A 17,322-nucleotide genomic window follows, 5' to 3' on the forward strand; every position below is an offset into this window, starting at 1 on the left:
GTCGGCACATTCAACATAAAAGTTGCCTGACACACCGCCTTCGCGAGCAAGCCCGCTCCCACAGGGGATCTGAGGAGATCTGGAACATGCTGCAAGTCGACAAGCTGCACCAGTTTTACGGCGGTAGCCACATCCTGCGGGGCCTGACGTTTGAGGTGAAGGTCGGTGAAGTCACCTGCCTGCTCGGGCGCAACGGTGTGGGCAAGACCACCCTGCTCAAGTGCCTGATGGGGTTGTTGCCGGCCAAAGAAGGCGCGGTGAACTGGGAAGGCAAAGCGATCACCGCGTTCAAGCCACACCAGCGGGTTCACGCCGGGATCGCTTACGTACCTCAGGGTCGGGAAATTTTCGGCCGGCTGACCGTGGAAGAAAACCTGTTGATGGGCCTGTCGCGATTTCCCGGTGCTGAAGCCAAGGAAGTCCCGGCGTTCATCTACGAGCTGTTTCCGGTGCTGCTGCAGATGAAACAGCGTCGCGGCGGTGACTTGTCCGGTGGCCAGCAGCAGCAATTGGCGATCGGCCGAGCGTTGGCCAGTCGTCCACGTTTGCTGATTCTCGACGAGCCCACCGAAGGCATCCAGCCCTCGGTGATCAAGGAAATCGGCGCGGTGATCAAGAAGCTCGCAGCCCGTGGCGACATGGCAATTTTGCTGGTGGAGCAGTTCTACGATTTCGCCGCCGAACTCGCCGATCAATACCTGGTGATGTCCCGGGGTGAGATCGTGCAGCAAGGTCGCGGCGAAAACATGGAAGCCGAAGGTGTGCGTGGCCTGGTTACGATCTAATCTGAAGCGTCCTGACGATAAATAGAAACTATGAATTCACCGCTCCCCACTGCCCTGTTCACCCCCAGCTGGCACGCTGAGCTGCAACTCGGCTATGCCCGATTCGGCGACAGCACGCGCCCGGTTCAGCGCCGGCACAAAGGCCCGCTGCGGGTGCAGAAACATCTGTATGCCGAAGGGCCCGAGGTTTGCCAGCACATCATCGTGCACCCGCCGGGCGGGATTGCCGGCGGCGATCGGCTGGACATCTCGGCCAGTGTCGGCCTCGATGCCTGGGCGCAAATCACCAGCCCCGGCGCGGCCAAGTGGTATCGCGCGGCGGGGCCCGCTTATCAGAAGCTCGACTTGAAAGTAGCCGCTGGCGCGACACTGGAGTGGCTGCCCCAGGAAACCATTATCTTCAGCGCCGCCCAGGCTGAACTCAGCACTTCGATTGAACTGGAAGGCGATGCGCGGTTGTTTTACTGGGACGTCGTGGCGTTGGGCCGGCCGGCCAGCGGCGAACGTTTCGACCTCGGGCATTTTCAGGCGCAACTGGACATCCGCCGCGACGGTCAGTTGCTCTGGCATGAGCGCCAGCGCATTGTCGGGGCTGATGGTTTGCTTGATTCGCCGATTGGCCTGGATGGACAACCGGTGTTTGCGACCCTGTTGGTAACTGGCGACATCGATAGCGATTTGCTGGAGAAATGCCGCTCGCTGCCCCATGACGTGCGCGGAGACCTGACCCAGTTGCCCGGACTTTTAGTCGCCCGTTGCCTGGCCAGTGAAGCGTTGTTGGCGAGGGGTTGGCTGATCGATTTGTGGCGATTGCTCAGGCCTGCATTGCTCGGCCGCGAAGCCGTCCCCCCAAGAATATGGAGCACCTGAAACACGATCCAAATGTGGGAGCGGGCTTGCTCGCGAAAGCGGTGTATCAGACACCGAAAATGTTGAATGTAAGTCCGCTTTCGCGAGCAAGCCCGCTCCCACAGGGGTTTTGTGTTTACAGATCCGAATACCTTTTTTATCTGCCCAGATGGATTCCAAACGATGGACCTGACCCCACGCGAAAAAGACAAGCTGTTGATCTTCACCGCCGGCCTCGTGGCCGAGCGGCGTTTGGCGCGCGGCGTGAAACTCAACTACCCGGAAGCCATGGCCTACATTTCCGCTGCGCTGCTCGAAGGCGCGCGCGACGGCCGGACCGTGGCCGAACTGATGCACTTCGGCACCACCTTGCTCAGCCGTGAACAAGTGATGGAAGGCATCCCGGAAATGATCCCGGAGATCCAGGTCGAAGCGACCTTTCCCGACGGCACCAAACTGGTCACCGTCCACCAACCGATCGCCTGAGGCCGCGCCATGACCTTCCACATCCGCGATGCAGCGCACGCCGACTTGCCGGCGATCCGCGACATCTACAACGACGCCGTGCTCAACACCACGGCGATCTGGAACGAACAGGCCGTGGATTTGGCTAACCGCCAGGCCTGGTTCAGCGCCCGCCAATCCCAGGGCTACCCGATTCTGGTGATTGTCGACGGCGACAACACCGTGCTGGGCTACGCTTCATTCGGTGACTGGCGGCCGTTCGACGGGTTCCGTCACACCGTCGAGCATTCGGTTTACGTGCGCAACGACCAGCGTGGCAATGGTCTGGGCCCGCAATTGATGACCGCGTTGATCGAACGCGCCAAAGGCTGCGACAAACATGTGATGGTCGCCGCCATCGAAAGCGGTAACGCCGCCTCTATTCGCCTGCATGAACGAGCCGGTTTCGTGACGACCGGCCAGATGCCGCAGGTGGGCACCAAGTTCGGTCGCTGGCTGGACCTGACTTTTATGCAACTGACCCTCAATCCTGGCGCGGAGCCGCCGACTGCCAACAAGGAGTAATTTGCCATGAACGCCGCCCAACTGCGCCGCGTCAATGTTGAAAGCTTTGCGCACTACCGTCAGGGTTTGATTGATCTGCTGCTCGACGCCGTCGGCTATGGCGCCAGCGTCGGGTTCATGGCCGATCTGGACGCGACCCAGGCTCGTGCCTGGTTCGATGAGGTCCAGGAGAACCTGAACAAGGGCAACGTGCTGCTGTGGGTGGTGGTCAAGGACGAACAGGTACAGGCCAGCGTGCAGCTGACCCTGTGCCAGAAAGCCAACGGCCTGAACCGCGCTGAAGTGCAAAAACTGTTGGTACGTGAACACGCGCGTCGCCGCGGTCTGGGCCAACAGTTGATGAGTGCTTTGGAACAAGCTGCCCTTCAGCACAAGCGCGGCATGCTCTACCTCGACACCGAGGCCGGCTCCCCCGCCGAAGACTTCTACAAAGCCCTGGGTTACACCAAGGCCGGTCAAATCCCCGACTATGCCTGCGACCCGAGCGGCCAGTACAAACCGACCGCCCTCTACTACAAGATTCTCCAGGGAGCCCATTGATGATTCCCGGTGAATACCAGATCCAGCCCGGCGACATCGAACTCAACGTTGGCCGCCGCACCCTCAGCCTGAAGGTGGCCAACAGTGGTGACCGGCCGATCCAGGTCGGCTCGCATTACCACTTCTTCGAAACCAACGATGCGCTGACGTTCGACCGCGCCGCCAGCCGCGGCATGCGCCTGAACATCCCCGCCGGCACCGCCGTGCGCTTCGAGCCGGGGCAGAGCCGGGAAGTCGAGTTGGTAGACCTGACCGGGCATCGCCGGGTGTTCGGGTTTGCCGGCAGGATCATGGGTGATCTCGACTGACTGATCGTTCCCACGCTCCGCGTGGGAATGCATCCCGTGACGCTCCGCGTCACATAACGGCGGACGCAGAGCGTCCATGGCGGCATTCCCACGCAGAGCGTGGGAACGATCAATGAAGGAACTGCAATGAAGATTTCCCGTCAGGCCTACGCCGACATGTTCGGCCCCACCGTCGGCGACAAGGTCCGTCTGGCCGATACCGAGCTGTGGATCGAAGTCGAGAAAGACTTCACCACCTACGGTGAAGAAGTGAAGTTCGGCGGCGGCAAAGTCATCCGCGACGGCCAGGGCCAAAGCCAATTACTCGCCGCCGAAGTGGTCGACACGTTGATCACCAACGCACTGATCATCGACCACTGGGGCATCGTCAAAGCCGACGTCGGCCTCAAGGACGGGCGCATCGCTGCCATCGGCAAGGCCGGCAACCCGGACATCCAGCCGAACGTGACCATCGCGGTCGGCGCCAGCACCGAAGTCATCGCCGGTGAAGGCATGATCCTTACCGCAGGCGGCATCGACACGCACATCCATTTCATCTGCCCGCAGCAGATCGAAGAAGCCTTGATGAGCGGCGTCACCACCATGATCGGCGGCGGTACCGGGCCGGCCACCGGCACCAATGCAACCACCTGCACGTCCGGCCCGTGGCACTTGGCGCGCATGCTCCAGGCCGCCGATGCGTTCCCGATGAACATCGGTTTCACCGGCAAGGGCAACGCCAGTCTGCCGGAGCCGTTGATCGAGCAGGTCAAGGCCGGTGCCATCGGCCTGAAGCTGCACGAAGACTGGGGCACCACGCCGGCGAGCATCGACAACTGCCTGAACGTCGCCGACCAGTACGATGTACAAGTGGCGATCCACACCGACACCCTCAACGAGTCCGGTTTCGTCGAAACCACCCTCGCCGCTTTCAAGGGCCGCACCATCCACACCTATCACACCGAAGGTGCGGGCGGCGGTCATGCCCCGGACATCATCAAGGCCTGCGGCTTTGCCAACGTGCTGCCGAGTTCCACCAACCCGACCCGGCCGTTCACCCGCAACACCATCGACGAACACCTCGACATGTTGATGGTCTGTCACCACCTGGACCCGAGCATTGCCGAAGACGTGGCCTTCGCCGAAAGCCGCATCCGCCGCGAAACCATCGCCGCCGAAGATATCCTCCACGACCTCGGTGCGTTCTCGATGATCAGCTCCGACAGCCAGGCCATGGGCCGCGTTGGCGAAGTGATCACCCGCACCTGGCAGACCGCCGACAAGATGAAAAAACAGCGCGGCCCGTTGCCCGGTGATGGCGAAGGCAACGACAACTTCCGCGCCAAACGCTACATCGCCAAGTACACGATCAACCCGGCAATCACCCACGGCATCAGCCATGAAGTGGGCTCGGTGGAAGTGGGCAAATGGGCCGATCTGGTGCTCTGGCGTCCGGCGTTTTTCGGCGTCAAACCGACGCTGATCCTCAAGGGTGGCGCCATCGCCGCCAGCCTGATGGGCGATGCGAACGCGTCGATCCCCACACCGCAACCGGTGCACTACCGCCCGATGTTCGCCAGCTACGGCGGCTCCTTGCATGCCACCAGCCTGACCTTCATCAGCCAGGCGGCACAGGACGCCGGATTGCCCGAGGCGCTGGGATTGAAGAAGAAAATCGCCGTGGTCAAAGGCTGTCGCGAGGTGCAGAAAACCGACCTGATCCACAACGATTACCTGCCGAACATCGACGTCGATCCACAGACTTATCAGGTCAAGGCCGACGGGGTTCTGCTGTGGTGTGAACCGGCGGATGTGCTGCCCATGGCGCAGCGCTATTTCCTGTTCTGAAGGTTCAAGGCACAAGAAAAAACCCTGAGTGCACAAACACACACTCAGGGTTTTTCTATTTGTATCACCCGTTTCTTGAAGCGGGGTTTCAGCCAGCAGCTGGTCAGCTATTGGTGTCCACCGTAAAGAGCGGTGGCTCAACCCGTTGCAGCTTTGCCCGGTCCATGGCTTGCTGAGTCAGTTGTTTGAGAAGGGTTTCACGCTCCTCCTTGATCAGGTCAAGCTCGGCGGCAAACGCTTCATCGGTCACGACTTGCCCCGGAGCAAAGGCACTTTCAGGTTTACCGAGTTCGGCGGCCAGCACCCTTGTTTCTTCCTTCAGTTTCTCTCGCTCTTCCAGTGTCAGGTCAGTGCGGGAGGCTCGTTCATCAAGAGCAACCTTGAACTCGGTCGTGGCTACCGTCTTACGATCAAACGCCCTGAAACGTGCGCGATTCGAACGCTGCACATAGCTGCGCCAAAATGGCTGCTCGGCAATCGAATCACGCAACAGCTCGCCCTCCTCCAACCCCAAGACCCGCTGGTAGGCGTTCTCGATCATTTCGCTGGTAACGCCCGCAATCTGGCGAAACTGCATTCCACGCGCCTGCCAGGGCAGGTCAAGCCGTTCTGCCAGGTCCGTCATGAACGCGAGGTGAACCTCGACCTCGTCAATGGTCCCGCTGACATTGCCTTGGGCGTCGACGCGTCGAAAACGTTCACCCGCGGCCTCGCGGTCGATGATATGGCGACGGGCGATTCGCTCGATTTCATCCAGGCGTGTCTTACCCCTGGCCAATTCGATCAACTGCGCTTCGATCAAGCTGGCGTTGCCCAGTTCGAGGGCTTCCTCGACCAGCACTTCAACCCCCAGAACGTTGAACAGCTGGGTCGCCGCATCCACGCATTGGGTGCGCATCGAAGCTTCGGTGAAAAACTTCGTACGCAGCTCGGCGTCCCTGGCCATGGTCTCGATCATCCGCCACATCTTGGCCGTCAGATCCGTTCGATACGCGCCCCCGGCGGTGAAGTCCGCCGATTGGGTCAGGCGCCTGATCTCATCGAAGAAACCGGTCGAGTTGTATTCATCTTCAAGCGCATCCCAGAGCTTTTGTTTCTCTACCCACTCGTCAAAGGTAATACCTTGTTGCCAGTTCAGCGTGTCACGCACGCCTCGGGGTGGATACGGGCGGTCAGGATCCAGCCCCGCTGACCTGATGTAATCCTTGAGCAGCTCCAGGTTTTCCGGTGACATAAAGGGCGGTTGGCGGCTGAGCAGCGTACGTGCCAGCAACTCCGCATCGGTCGAACCTGGCGTGACTTCGGGTATGTGTGTGAGCAGGTTGCGCTGCAGGTCCAGGTGGATATGCCGGGGGCGCGGAAGGTCGAACAGCCCCGGTGGCCAGGTGGTCGCTCCGGTGTCGTACAGAAGCAGTGTGTGCAGGTCGGGCATGCGACCGATGTTCGGCAGCAGACTCAACGGATTGCCGGCCAGCCCCAGGGTTTGCAGCTTCGTGCAGCGGCCGAGCATTTCGACATCGGCGGGCCTCAGCACAATCCGGTTCGCCGAGAGTTCGAGGAAATTGAGGTGCGGCATGTCGGCGATGTGTCGCGGCAAAGTGGTCAGTTCATTGCGACCAAGGTCCAGGGCACGCACCTTGCGAAACGGTTTTAGAAAGGACTGTTCCGCATCGGTAATACCGGCGTTATATAGTTTCAGGTACGTGACATGGTCGAAATTGCCCTCCAGCGCCGGCATTTTTTTGAAATGCAGGTTCAGCGGAAAGTTGCTCAGGTCGAGCTTCTGCCCAACCACATTGCCGAACGAGTCAAACTGCTTTGGCCCGGTACGCTGCCAGCACTGCCTGATTTTTCGGGCGAATTGATTCCTGGCATTCCACTCCCCGACGCCACTGGGACTCAAACGAAAATCCCGGGTCGGCGAATTCACCCACCGCTTCAGCGTTGTATTCAACCGTTCGAACTCAAGTTCAAGCTCTTCGAGCTGCATGTCCACCGGAATCCCTTGTTGGTTGAAAAGCTCCAGCAACGCAGTGGTTTCTTCCTCCGTGAAAGCGGGGTAGAGCCTTCTTATCCGCGCCTGGGAACTTTGCTCCCCACGCCCGTCAGCGAGCTCACGCAAATACCCCAACATGCCGCCTGGCAAGCGCATGGCTTGCGAGTCGTACACCGGTTTACGAATCGGCTGCTCAAGCAGGATCGGTTCGAATTGCTCGTGGCTGAGTGGTGAACGCTGCACCGCCTCCTTCAACCGGGTACCTTCGTGAATGTCATAACCCAATGCGTTGCGTTCGGTATCCGGCAGGGCATGCAACAGCGAGGCGTAGAGATCGTCGGTACCGTGCAGGTGCTGATCCTCCGCGCCCCGCGCCTGATAACGACCGTCCTCGTCCAGCACCAATACTTTGCGGATCGGCGCATCCGCCGCCCCTGCGCTTGCGAGCAGATCCCCGGAAAATCCCAAATGACGAATTTCGATCCGGACTTGCGTCGACCATCCGGGCAGGCTGGCCAGCGTGGCCAGTTCGAGCCGGCGAGTATCGTTACTTTCCAGTTCATCCAGGTAGAGCCCTTCATACGCCCGGTTCAAGCGCACGCGCTCCTGCGCCCGGCGTGTCTGGTGGCGCAAACGCAGCGGCAGGCGCTGTTTCTCGGTCAGGTGTTGCAGGTCGGTGGGCTCGGCGCTATCGAGTAATTCTTGCGCCACGCTGGCGGGCAGTTGCGGGGAATCGTCCACCAGCAAACGCACCTGCGCGCTGTCGGACACATTTCGACTCTTGTATAGCGCGTCGAACAGGCGCTTGTGTTGTTTGCGCGCCTGCATGGCCAATCGGCTGCGCAGCGCGTCGATCCGTGAGGGCGTGTCATTGGCGACCTGTGCGCCAAGCATTTCCCGCAGCTCGGTCGGGTTCAGGGATTCAATCACTCGCTCAGGCAGTTTCCCGGCCACCACCTCCGAGCGGCTGATCTTGATGCTTTGTGGTCCCGTGGCCATGGCGTTGCCATGTTTGACGGATGCCCCGGTGCGATCATCGCCTTCGAACACCTCCAGGGCTCGGGACTCCGGCCAGCGTGGCAGCTCGACCAGAGTCGCCGGCAGAAAACCGGACATCTCCTCCGGCACCTGATTCGCTAGGATTTGCTCGGGATAGCGTTCCGCGTCGGCATAGGTATTGAAGCGTTTGAGGGTGTCGCGCAGCAGCGCCGGCGGTGTTTCATGCTCGGCATGCAGCCGGCGCAACACGCCCTCTTCAACGCCGCTCACCTTCTGGATTTTGGCCAGGGTGGCGGCCGAGTAATCCTCCATAGAGTCGTCCAGTCGACGCATCAGGCGAGTCGTGTCCCAGGCCAGCGGTTGCTCGGTTTCAGCTTTCCAGGCACCAGCGCCGTTATGCTCCACCACCGGTTGATAAGCGTTGGACCGGGTCGGATGTTGCAGGCGATGCTCGCCCGTCGCCGGGTCCTGGCGCACCTGGTAGTGCTTTTGTTCCAGGCGCAGCCATTGCTGATCGCTGTGCTTATACAGCCCCAGGTCATCGGGTTTGGCCTCGGTTGGCAGCGTCACCGGGTGCTCGTACGGCGTCAGGTCCGGTTTCCACAGGCGGGTCTTGCCCGTGGGCAGTTCCACCGGTTTGAGGTTGTCGATCAGCGGACTGGGTTTGACCGGGATCCGCGCCGCCTGCGGGATGACGTGCCCGGCGCTCATCAGGGCCAGTTGCGCAAAGTTGATGATCACTCCGTTGATGTGTGCCGACGCCTCGTCGCGGTCGCCCTTGCTCCAGTCTTCGATGCCTTCCAGCAGCTCGGCGGCCATCTGCGCCACCATCAGCGCCAGCATGGCTTCGCCCAGCCCCGGCACCAGCATCGCGGCAAAGTTGAAGACGTTCCAGCCGATGTCCAGGTAGCTGCTCAGGCGCTTCCAGCGCGTGGTGGCGTCTTCATCGCCGGTGGGGACGGCAATCGCTCGCGCGTCGCTGAGCGCCTTGTCGCGCTTGAGCCGATACAGCTGCGGCCACAGCTCGCCCGTCAACCGGTTGGTGATCGGCTCGGCATTCGGATTCTCCACCGCGGTTTCCCGCCACCACGGCCCCATGTCCAGCGGTTCGCGCTGCTGCCAGGTGATCCGGCTCAGACGCTCGCGGACCCGGGCAAAGAACCGGCCCTGGTCCTTGTGTGCCACGAAGCGGCTGAAGAACGCCTGATAGTCCGGCGCGCGCAGTTGGCTGATCAGCGTTTTCATGAAGTCCGCCAGCGAGGCGTACTCTTTCAGCGGGTGCAGCGGGTCGTCCGGCACATAGGCAATCACCGGGCCGCTCAAGCGGCTTTGCCGGTAGATGTCCTGCTGGCGCAGCATCTCTTCGCTGACCCCGGTCGGGCCATTGGCGAAAAAGGCCTGCAGCAATTTGAACTTGTCCAGGTCGCGACCCGGCGCCATCAGCGACAACACGCTCGACCAGTCGAGCCAGGAGGCCCGCGCGTCAGGCGCCAGGGCCTCCACCGCCGCCTGGATCTTGCCCGCATCGCCCTCGGCGCTGAACAACACCACACCGTGCAACTTGAAGCCCATCAGCGACAGCCGATGCAGGTGCAGCGGCCGATGGTGAAAACGGATATCGCTTGTATGCTCGCGGACCTGGCGCAGCACTCCGTAGGCGTTGGAACTGATGTCGCCTTTCAGCAGGGCGATCAGCGAGGCCAGTTCGAACGCCGCTTTTTCACTGGCGGCGCCATGCCGTTCCAGGGTTTGCCTTTTCTGCGCATCGGCCGGCAGCAGCCGGGCTTGCAGATGCGCTTGATACTGCCCGCCGAGGTCCAGCCGACGACACAGCGTGGCGATTTTACTCACCGTCATCGCCGGTATCAGCGACGGTTCCCCCCTGAAGTTGCTGCGATAGACCCCGGAGCCGGTCCGGAAATAATCGGCGGCGGTTTCCGGTTCCTCGAAGTTATGCAGCGCCGCGTCCAGGAGGCTGGACTCGCGCAAATGGCTGGCGCCGCGATCGATACCGAAGATGATCCGGTCCGGCACATACAGTTTAAGGGTCAGTTGGCTGGCGTCCTCCTGGCTATTGAAGTTCGAACTCATCGACAAGGACAGCAAGGGCTTGGCAAACGCCCTGATGTCCTGTTGCAGGTCTTGCAACGGTGCATCCACCAACCGCTGCAACAACCAGCGTTTGTCGATCAGTTCCTTGAGGTATTGCCGATCGACTGCGGACGCTTTCAGGTACCAGTCCGGTGTCGGCACCGTGGTGCTGGCGGGCACCGACACCCTGACCGGCGGGGTCGCTGTTATAGCGGGAGGAAGTGCCTGAACGATACGTTCATAATGAACACCGTTGTTGTCCGCCGGTAATACTGACGAACTTGAAACATCGTTAACATCCTGTAACTCATCCATAGACTGACATTCCAAAACAACTTGATAAGCCCTCAGCTTAAATCCTGCGCAATAAAACAAAAGACTAAAAACCTGCTGAACTTTGCGGACAGTAGTTGAATAATCATTCGAATATTAAAAAGATGGATATATATAAATACCACCACGCCTTGCCGATACATCAACTAACAGAGTATCAATCTCGAGAAGGCCAGATCTTTTGATGTTGAACTACTCGATCACCAACCGGGCCAACCGCTGCTTGAGCATGCGGTTCTCGGCCCGCAGTTGCTGGACCTCTTCCAGCAGGTCCAGCGCCAGGGCGACGCCTTCCCATTCCAGCTCAAGGTCGCGCCGCAGCTTGGCGGCACGTTTGGCCAGCACCAACTCATAATCGGTGAAACGCCAATCCTTGGGCTGCTTGCCCTGAGGTTCGAGGATGCCGTGCTCGACGATTTCGATCACGTAGACGTCCGGGAGGTCGGTCGCCTCGCAGAATTCTGCCAGGTCCAGTTGAACGATCAGGGGGTTGCTCATGATGGGCTACTCCGTCTCTTGGATCAGAAGTTTTCTCTGGGGTTGAAAGCCGCTTTTTTCGCCAGTTCCTGCCACAGCGCCTTGACCTCGTCGTCCGAGGTTTTAGGCATGACTGCCTTGAGCTGCACAAACAGATAACCGCGATGACCGGCCTTGTTCAGCAAACCGTGGCCCTTGGCGCGCATGCGCTGGCCGTTCTGGCTGCCGGCCGGGATCTTGAGATTGATCTTGCCTGTCAGTGTAGGCACTGCCACCTCAGTCCCTAATGCCAACTCCCACGGAGCCAGCGGCAAGGTAATGATCAGGTTCTCGCCTTCGACGTCGAACTTGGGGTGCGGCGCAAAGCGAATGATCAGGAACAAGTCGCCATTGGCCCCGCCACCAATGCCCGGGGCACCCTGGCCCTTGAGGCGGATGCGCTCGCCGTCGGCCACGCCGGCCGGGATCTTCACGTTCAGGCTTTTGCTGGTGTTGCTGACGTGCTGGCCGGCAGCGTTGTACTGCGGCACCTGGAAAGTAACCTTCTTCGATTCGCTCGAAAGGGTTTCTTCCAGAAAAATCCCGAGTTCCATTTCCACGTCTTGCCCTCGACGCCCGGCGCTACGGCCCGACTGTCCACCACCAAAGCCAGGGCCACGGTTGCCGAAGATCGAACTGAAGAAGTCCGAAAAATCGCCCGTGTCCTGACCACCACCGAAACCACCTGCGCCACGCCCCTGCCAACCCGGCGGGCCCTGGAACGGTTGGCCGTGCTGGCCGTATTTGCGCAAGTCGTCGTATTCGGCGCGCTTGTCGGCGCTTTTCAGCGCTTCATAGGCTTCCGAGGCGTCCTTGAATTTGGACTCGGCGTCCTTTTCCTTGCTGACATCCGGGTGATATTTACGCGCCAGCTTGCGATAGGCGGCCTTGATCGTCTTATCGTCCGCGGTCGGTTCCACACCGAGAATCTTGTAATAGTCTTTGAAGTCCATCTAAGGATCACCATCCGTTATCGATATCGCGCCACTACCGGCAGCATGCGCTCTTTGGCAGCCGCCAGGTTGATCGATCTCAAGGTGGCAGCGCATCAGAAGTTTTTCGGCAGCAGTGGGCGGTTCTTGCGACCGTCCGAGGGCTGCCAGGGCCAATGCAGACAAGTTTGGGGCATCTGGCCGTCTTATCAAGGCGCTAATCGCTGAGATTTAGCGGATAGTCGGCCTTCGAATCTGCGCCGCACTGACATACACTGCGCGGCCGTTTTTTAACCGGAACTCGATAGACATGAAAAACGCATCTCCAGCCCGTGCCTGTGGTATCGACTTCGGCACGTCCAACTCCACCGTCGGCTGGCTGCGCCCCGGCATGGAAACGCTGATCGCGCTGGAGGACGACAAGATCACCCTGCCTTCGGTGGTCTTCTTCAACATGGAAGAACGCCGCCCGGTGTACGGCCGCCTCGCGCTGCACGAGTACCTGGAAGGTTATGAAGGCCGGCTGATGCGCTCGCTCAAGAGCCTGCTGGGCTCCAAGCTGATCAAACACGACACCAGCGTCCTCGGCACGGCAATGCCGTTCAAGGATTTGCTTGGGCTGTTTATCGGCCAACTGAAGAAACGCGCCGAAACCGCCGCCGGTCGCGAGTTCGATGAAGTGGTGCTCGGTCGTCCGGTGTTTTTCGTCGATGACGATGAATTGGCCGACCAGGAAGCCGAAAACACCTTGGTGGACGTGGCCCGCGCCATCGGCTTCAAGGATGTTTCGTTCCAGTACGAACCGATTGCGGCGGCCTTCGACTATGAGTCGACCATCGAAAAAGAAGAGCTGGTGCTGATCGTCGACATCGGCGGTGGTACCTCGGACTTCTCGCTGGTGCGCCTGTCCCCTGAACGCCGTACCCACGACAACCGCCACGATGACATCCTCGCTACCGGCGGCGTGCACATCGGCGGGACCGATTTCGACAAGCAGCTGAGCCTGCAAGGCCTGATGCCGCTGTTCGGCTATGGCAGCCGGATGAAGAGCGGCGCCTACATGCCGACCAGCCACCACATGAACCTGGCGACCTGGCACACCATCAACTCGGTGTACTCGCAAAAGTCGACCCTGGCGCTGGGCAGCATGCGCTACGACATCGAAGACACCGGCGGCATCGATCGCCTGTTCAAGCTGATCGACCAGCGCGCCGGCCATTGGCTGGCGATGGAAGTGGAAGAAACCAAGATTCAGCTGACCCACGCCGACAGCCGCCATGTGCCGCTGGACCGCATCGAACCGGGGTTGAGCGTGGAACTGAGCCGGGCACTGTTCGAATCGGCCATCGACAACCTGCTCGAGCGCGTGCGTAACAGCGTGACCCAGCTGTTGAACGACGCCAACGTACGAGTCGATCAGGTCGATACGGTGTTCTTCACCGGCGGCTCGAGCGGTATTCCGGCACTGCGCAACAGCGTCTCGGCGATGTTGCCGAACGCACGGCATGTGGAAGGGAACATCTTCGGCAGCATCGGCAGTGGCTTGGCGATTGAAGCGATGAAGCGCTACGGCACGATGGACTGACCCAGGACCGAGTCGCGCCCTTCGCGAGCAAGCCCGCTCCCACATTGGATCTGAGTCGCCTCGGTCAATTGTGGGAGCGGGCTTGCTCGCGAAGGGGCCCTACCAGGCGCTGCATCTGTTGGATCAAACCATCCCCACCTGCTTCAACTCACTCTTCAGGTACGCGTAGTAAATCGGCCCTGCCACCACCCCCGGCAGGCCGAACGCGGCCTCGAACACCAGCATCGCCAGCAGCAACTCCCACGACTTGGCACTGATCTGCCCGCCAACGATGCGCGCGTTGAGAAAGTATTCGAGCTTGTGGATAACAATCAGGTACCCCAACGCCGCCACGGCCACCCAGATCGACAGCGACAGACCGACGATGGTGATCAGGGTGTTCGACATCAGGTTGCCGATCACCGGCAGCAGGCCGAGCAGGAACGTCAGCACGATCAGGGTTTTGGTCAGTGGCAGCTTGATCCCGAACATCGGCAGGACCACCGCCAGGAAAATCCCGGTGAAGAAGGTGTTGAGCAGGGAAATCTTGATTTGGGCGAACACGATGTTGCGAAACGCCTGGACCAGCAGGTGCAAGCGGTCGAACAGCGCGGCGGCCAATGGTTTGCGTTTGGTCACGTCCGGCACGCGCTGCAAGGCAATGATCGCCCCCAGCACCATGCCGATCAGCAGCGTCACAAACATGTGCGCCGCGTCCTTGCCCACCAATTGCAAGTCGCTTAGATGCTTGCTGATCCACTCGCCGATCGCCACGCGGAACTCGGCGGCGCTGGCGGGCAGATAGGCGTCGATGAACGGCGGCAGTTGCCCGCGTGCCCGATCAACCACACCCATGAATTTGTCGAGAGAAGCGCCGGGGTTTTCCGCTTCATGCAGCAGAAAGCTGAAGGCACCGGCAAAGATCAGCGTCAACACACTGACCACTAGCGTCCCCAACAGCGCCACCGCCAGCCAGCGCGCACGCCGACCTTCGATCAGCCGCTGCAATTGCGGGGTGAGCATGTTGACCAGTTCGAACACCAACAGGCCGGCCAGCAAACTCGGCAGTAATCGCAGCGGGATCACCAGCAACAAACCGCCGAAAATGATGACCCAACTGATGAGTTGCAAGACTTGGCGTTGAGAAAACGTTGGCATACAGCCTCAAAACGAACGGCGTAAAAGGATTGGCAGTCTGCCAGCGTTCCGGTGCAAGCACTAGGGATTGTGTAGGTCGACCTTAGTGGGGGCGGGGGCGGCTTTTTGCAGTGCCCTTGCCGGCCCCTTCGCGAGCAAGCCCGCTCCCACATTTGTCCTGCGAACACAGATCCATTGTGGGAGCGGGCTTGCTCGCGAAGAGGCCCTCACAGCCGCCACATATCCCGACCCAATGTTTATTTCTTCTTCAGGCAATCACTCATGAAGGCCTTGCGCTCATCACCCTTTAGAGCTTTGGTCGCCGCATCGGCATTACAGGTTTTCATCTTCTCTTGCTGAGGGGTAAGGGTTTTTGCGTCATTGGCGGCCGGCGCCGCCTTGAGGCAATTGCTCATGAAAGCTTTGCGTTCGTCTCCCTTGAGGCTTTTCGCGGTAGCGTCAGCATTGCAGGTGGTCATCTTGTTCTGTTGCTCGGTGGCGGCAAAGCCCTGGGCGCAGAACAGCAGACCGATCATCAACAAAGGGACACGCAACATCTTCATGGAGTTTTCTCCTTGTTGCCGCGCCGACGAGCACGGCCTCGCTCAGGAGTGTAGACAACACCTGTTACACCTTCCTGGCCTCAAGGTGACTGCGTCGATACTGTTCCGGCGTGCACTGCGCCTGGCGTTGAAACATCGCGATAAACGCAGAGCCAGTGCTGTAGCCCATGTCGAAGGCGATCTCCTGGACGCTGCGATGACTGTCCAGCGCTTCGATCGCCGCCAGAAACCGCAGCCGCTGCCGCCACTCGCCAAAACTCATGCCCAACTCACCCACGAACCGCCGCGCCAGGGTGCGTTCGCTGACATGGATCTGCGCGGCCCACTCCGCCAAAGGTCGGTTATCACCGGGCTCGGCCTGCAAGGCTTCGAGTATCCCGAACAAGCCAGGGCTGCTGGCGTAAGGCAAATAACACTCCTGCACCGGCGCCTGCTGCAGTTGGTCCACCAACACTTGGGCCAGACGTTGGTCCGCGTCGTGCTGAGGAATCTTCACATCGCGGCTGGCGAAGTCTTTGAGGATCGCTTTAAGAATGTCGCTGATGGCCAGGGTGCAGGCCTGTTGCGGCAGGTCCTGGCACATCGGCGGAGCCAGGCAGACCGCGCGATAGTTGATCGGCTGATGGCTATAGAAGCTGTGTTCGGTCTGCGGCGGCACCCACACCGCGTATTGCGGCGGTGACATAAAGCGGCTGCCAGCGATTTCCATGTGTAATACGCCGTGGGCCGAATACTCCAGCGTGCCCCATGGATGACGGTGCGCTGAGGCATAACGATGCGCATCAAAGTCGGCATAACGGAAGTACACCGGGGCAGGCAGTTCGCTGAAGTCGAGCAGATCGATGTGTTTACTGGTCATGCTGTCCGTCATCGGGGGCAGGTTGTCTGGATCGAAGTATAGGCTTGTATCCAGACAGGCGATAATCACCCCTCATTAACGTTCTGGTTTTCTCTGATGCAATACGCTTATCCCCTGCTGGCCATTTTCATTTGGGCCGGCAACACCGTGATCACCAAGATGTCGGCCGGGGCGATTTTCCCCGCCGAGATCGGCTTTTACCGCTGGCTGCTTGCCGGACTGCTGTTCACTCCCTTCATGCTCAAACCGGTGATCGCCCATTGGCCAGCGATCCGCCCGAACCTGGGCAAGATCTTTGTCCTCGGCGTGCTCGGCATGGCGGTTTACCAAAGCCTGGCGTACTTCGCGGCGAGCCTGACCTCGGCCACCAACATGGGCATCATCCTGTCGCTGATGCCACTGATGTCGCTGGCCATGGCGATCATCAGCCTCGGCCAGCGCCTGACCATTGGCGCACTGGTCGGCGCGCTGCTGTCGCTCGCAGGGGTTTTGGTGGTCGTCTCGTCCGGCAGCCTTGGTGCGCTGCTCGAACACGGGGTGAACCTGGGTGATGCGATGATGCTGATCGCCACCCTGGCCTACGCGATCTACAGCACGCTGCTGAAAAAGTGGCAGCTGCGTTTGCCGCCGCTGGTGTTGCTGTACTTGCAGGTATGGGTGGCGGTGGTGGTGTTGTTTCCGCTGTTTGTCGCCTCGCCTAAGATTGGCCCGACCTTGCAGAATATTCCGCTGGTGCTTTACGCCTGCCTGCTGGCCTCGATGGTTGCGCCATTGGCGTGGATGCAGGCCGTGATCCGCCTGGGGCCGAGCCGGACCACGCTGTTTTTCAATCTGCTGCCGTTGATTACTGCGCTGATTGCGGCGGTGGTGCTGCATGAGCAGTTGGCGATGTATCACCTGGTGGGCGGGATGTTGACGTTGGGCGGGGTGATTCTTTCGGAGCGTTGGACCACGGTTCTTGGCCGCGCCTAATCCTTTGTGGCGAGGGAGCTTG

The 17,322-nt window shown here is 60.3% G+C and carries 15 protein-coding genes; 9 read left to right on the plus strand and 6 right to left on the minus strand.

All coding sequences use genetic code 11. From position 1 onward, the window contains the following. The first annotated feature begins 86 nt into the window (after window positions 1–86). The 7 genes from urtE (at window position 87) to ureC (ending at window position 5,338) form a co-directional block, all read left to right on the plus strand. Window positions 87–785 (plus strand): urea ABC transporter ATP-binding subunit UrtE, encoded by a 699-nt coding sequence (gene urtE / locus PFAS1_RS08220; RefSeq protein WP_076028820.1) that lies wholly within the window; start codon window positions 87–89, stop codon window positions 783–785. Window positions 786–815: 30 nt separating this feature from the next. After that, on the plus strand, window positions 816–1,655 hold the full coding sequence (locus PFAS1_RS08225) for an urease accessory protein UreD (RefSeq protein WP_076028821.1): 840 nt from the start codon (window positions 816–818) through the stop codon (window positions 1,653–1,655). 162 nt (window positions 1,656–1,817) lie between these two features. Beyond that, on the plus strand, window positions 1,818–2,120 hold the full coding sequence (gene ureA / locus PFAS1_RS08230; protein ID WP_033055605.1) for an urease subunit gamma: 303 nt from the start codon (window positions 1,818–1,820) through the stop codon (window positions 2,118–2,120). Between the two features lie 9 nt (window positions 2,121–2,129). Continuing rightward, window positions 2,130–2,663: a GNAT family N-acetyltransferase gene (locus tag PFAS1_RS08235; RefSeq protein WP_076028822.1), complete on the plus strand. Its 534-nt coding sequence runs from the start codon at window positions 2,130–2,132 to the stop codon at window positions 2,661–2,663. A 6-nt stretch (window positions 2,664–2,669) separates the two neighbouring features. After that, complete coding sequence (locus tag PFAS1_RS08240) at window positions 2,670–3,203, plus strand: GNAT family N-acetyltransferase (protein WP_076028823.1); 534 nt, start codon at window positions 2,670–2,672, stop codon at window positions 3,201–3,203. Continuing rightward, the gene (locus PFAS1_RS08245; protein WP_076028824.1) at window positions 3,203–3,511 is read left to right on the plus strand and encodes an urease subunit beta; all 309 of its coding nucleotides are present in this window, start codon (window positions 3,203–3,205) and stop codon (window positions 3,509–3,511) included. The genes PFAS1_RS08240 and PFAS1_RS08245 overlap by 1 nt, the downstream gene beginning before the upstream one ends. 126 nt (window positions 3,512–3,637) lie before the next feature. Then, the gene (gene ureC / locus PFAS1_RS08250) at window positions 3,638–5,338 is read left to right on the plus strand and encodes an urease subunit alpha (RefSeq protein ID WP_076028825.1); all 1,701 of its coding nucleotides are present in this window, start codon (window positions 3,638–3,640) and stop codon (window positions 5,336–5,338) included. A 103-nt stretch (window positions 5,339–5,441) separates the two neighbouring features. On the opposite strand, the gene PFAS1_RS08255 is transcribed toward ureC, so the two are convergent. The 3 genes from PFAS1_RS08255 to PFAS1_RS08265 form a co-directional block, all read right to left on the minus strand. Then, window positions 5,442–10,739, minus strand: a complete 5,298-nt coding sequence (locus PFAS1_RS08255; protein ID WP_076028826.1) for an NEL-type E3 ubiquitin ligase domain-containing protein — start codon at window positions 10,737–10,739, stop codon at window positions 5,442–5,444. A 210-nt stretch (window positions 10,740–10,949) separates the two neighbouring features. After that, on the minus strand, window positions 10,950–11,255 hold the full coding sequence (locus tag PFAS1_RS08260) for a chaperone modulator CbpM (protein WP_074873330.1): 306 nt from the start codon (window positions 11,253–11,255) through the stop codon (window positions 10,950–10,952). A 23-nt stretch (window positions 11,256–11,278) separates the two neighbouring features. After that, entirely contained in the window at window positions 11,279–12,226 is a 948-nt protein-coding gene (locus tag PFAS1_RS08265; RefSeq protein WP_076028827.1) for a DnaJ C-terminal domain-containing protein, read from the minus strand. Between the two features lie 289 nt (window positions 12,227–12,515). Here PFAS1_RS08265 and PFAS1_RS08270 point away from each other — a divergent pair, with 289 nt between their 5' ends. Further along, window positions 12,516–13,790, plus strand: coding sequence for an Hsp70 family protein (locus tag PFAS1_RS08270; RefSeq protein WP_076028828.1), 1,275 nt, complete (start codon window positions 12,516–12,518; stop codon window positions 13,788–13,790). A gap of 123 nt (window positions 13,791–13,913) precedes the next feature. On the opposite strand, the gene PFAS1_RS08275 is transcribed toward PFAS1_RS08270, so the two are convergent. The 3 genes from PFAS1_RS08275 to PFAS1_RS08285 all read right to left on the minus strand — a co-directional run bounded on the left by PFAS1_RS08275 (window position 13,914) and on the right by PFAS1_RS08285 (window position 16,328). Next, window positions 13,914–14,927 (minus strand): AI-2E family transporter, encoded by a 1,014-nt coding sequence (locus tag PFAS1_RS08275; RefSeq protein WP_076028829.1) that lies wholly within the window; start codon window positions 14,925–14,927, stop codon window positions 13,914–13,916. A gap of 236 nt (window positions 14,928–15,163) precedes the next feature. Continuing rightward, the gene (locus tag PFAS1_RS08280; RefSeq protein ID WP_076028830.1) at window positions 15,164–15,469 is read right to left on the minus strand and encodes a PsiF family protein; all 306 of its coding nucleotides are present in this window, start codon (window positions 15,467–15,469) and stop codon (window positions 15,164–15,166) included. Between the two features lie 64 nt (window positions 15,470–15,533). Further along, window positions 15,534–16,328 carry an AraC family transcriptional regulator gene (locus tag PFAS1_RS08285; RefSeq protein WP_198044960.1) on the minus strand — a complete coding sequence of 265 codons (795 nt, stop codon included), beginning with the start codon at window positions 16,326–16,328 and terminating at the stop codon, window positions 15,534–15,536. Window positions 16,329–16,424: 96 nt separating this feature from the next. On the opposite strand from PFAS1_RS08285, the gene PFAS1_RS08290 reads away from it, so the two are divergent. Then, window positions 16,425–17,300 carry a DMT family transporter gene (locus tag PFAS1_RS08290; RefSeq protein WP_076028831.1) on the plus strand — a complete coding sequence of 292 codons (876 nt, stop codon included), beginning with the start codon at window positions 16,425–16,427 and terminating at the stop codon, window positions 17,298–17,300. Window positions 17,301–17,322 lie beyond the last annotated feature (22 nt).

The sequence above is a fragment of the Pseudomonas frederiksbergensis genome, assembly GCF_001952935.1.
GTDB classification, from domain to species: Bacteria; Pseudomonadota; Gammaproteobacteria; order Pseudomonadales; family Pseudomonadaceae; genus Aquipseudomonas; species Aquipseudomonas frederiksbergensis.

Coding starts and splice junctions, on each gene's coding strand:
- urtE (WP_076028820.1), top strand. CDS start 87: ATGCTGCAAGTCGACAAGCTGCACCAGTTTTACGGCGGTAGCCACATC.
- PFAS1_RS08225 (WP_076028821.1), top strand. CDS start 816: ATGAATTCACCGCTCCCCACTGCCCTGTTCACCCCCAGCTGGCACGCT.
- ureA (WP_033055605.1), top strand. CDS start 1,818: ATGGACCTGACCCCACGCGAAAAAGACAAGCTGTTGATCTTCACCGCC.
- PFAS1_RS08235 (WP_076028822.1), top strand. CDS start 2,130: ATGACCTTCCACATCCGCGATGCAGCGCACGCCGACTTGCCGGCGATC.
- PFAS1_RS08240 (WP_076028823.1), top strand. CDS start 2,670: ATGAACGCCGCCCAACTGCGCCGCGTCAATGTTGAAAGCTTTGCGCAC.
- PFAS1_RS08245 (WP_076028824.1), top strand. CDS start 3,203: ATGATTCCCGGTGAATACCAGATCCAGCCCGGCGACATCGAACTCAAC.
- ureC (WP_076028825.1), top strand. CDS start 3,638: ATGAAGATTTCCCGTCAGGCCTACGCCGACATGTTCGGCCCCACCGTC.
- PFAS1_RS08255 (WP_076028826.1), bottom strand. CDS start 10,739: ATGGATGAGTTACAGGATGTTAACGATGTTTCAAGTTCGTCAGTATTA.
- PFAS1_RS08260 (WP_074873330.1), bottom strand. CDS start 11,255: ATGAGCAACCCCCTGATCGTTCAACTGGACCTGGCAGAATTCTGCGAG.
- PFAS1_RS08265 (WP_076028827.1), bottom strand. CDS start 12,226: ATGGACTTCAAAGACTATTACAAGATTCTCGGTGTGGAACCGACCGCG.
- PFAS1_RS08270 (WP_076028828.1), top strand. CDS start 12,516: ATGAAAAACGCATCTCCAGCCCGTGCCTGTGGTATCGACTTCGGCACG.
- PFAS1_RS08275 (WP_076028829.1), bottom strand. CDS start 14,927: ATGCCAACGTTTTCTCAACGCCAAGTCTTGCAACTCATCAGTTGGGTC.
- PFAS1_RS08280 (WP_076028830.1), bottom strand. CDS start 15,469: ATGAAGATGTTGCGTGTCCCTTTGTTGATGATCGGTCTGCTGTTCTGC.
- PFAS1_RS08285 (WP_198044960.1), bottom strand. CDS start 16,328: ATGACCAGTAAACACATCGATCTGCTCGACTTCAGCGAACTGCCTGCC.
- PFAS1_RS08290 (WP_076028831.1), top strand. CDS start 16,425: ATGCAATACGCTTATCCCCTGCTGGCCATTTTCATTTGGGCCGGCAAC.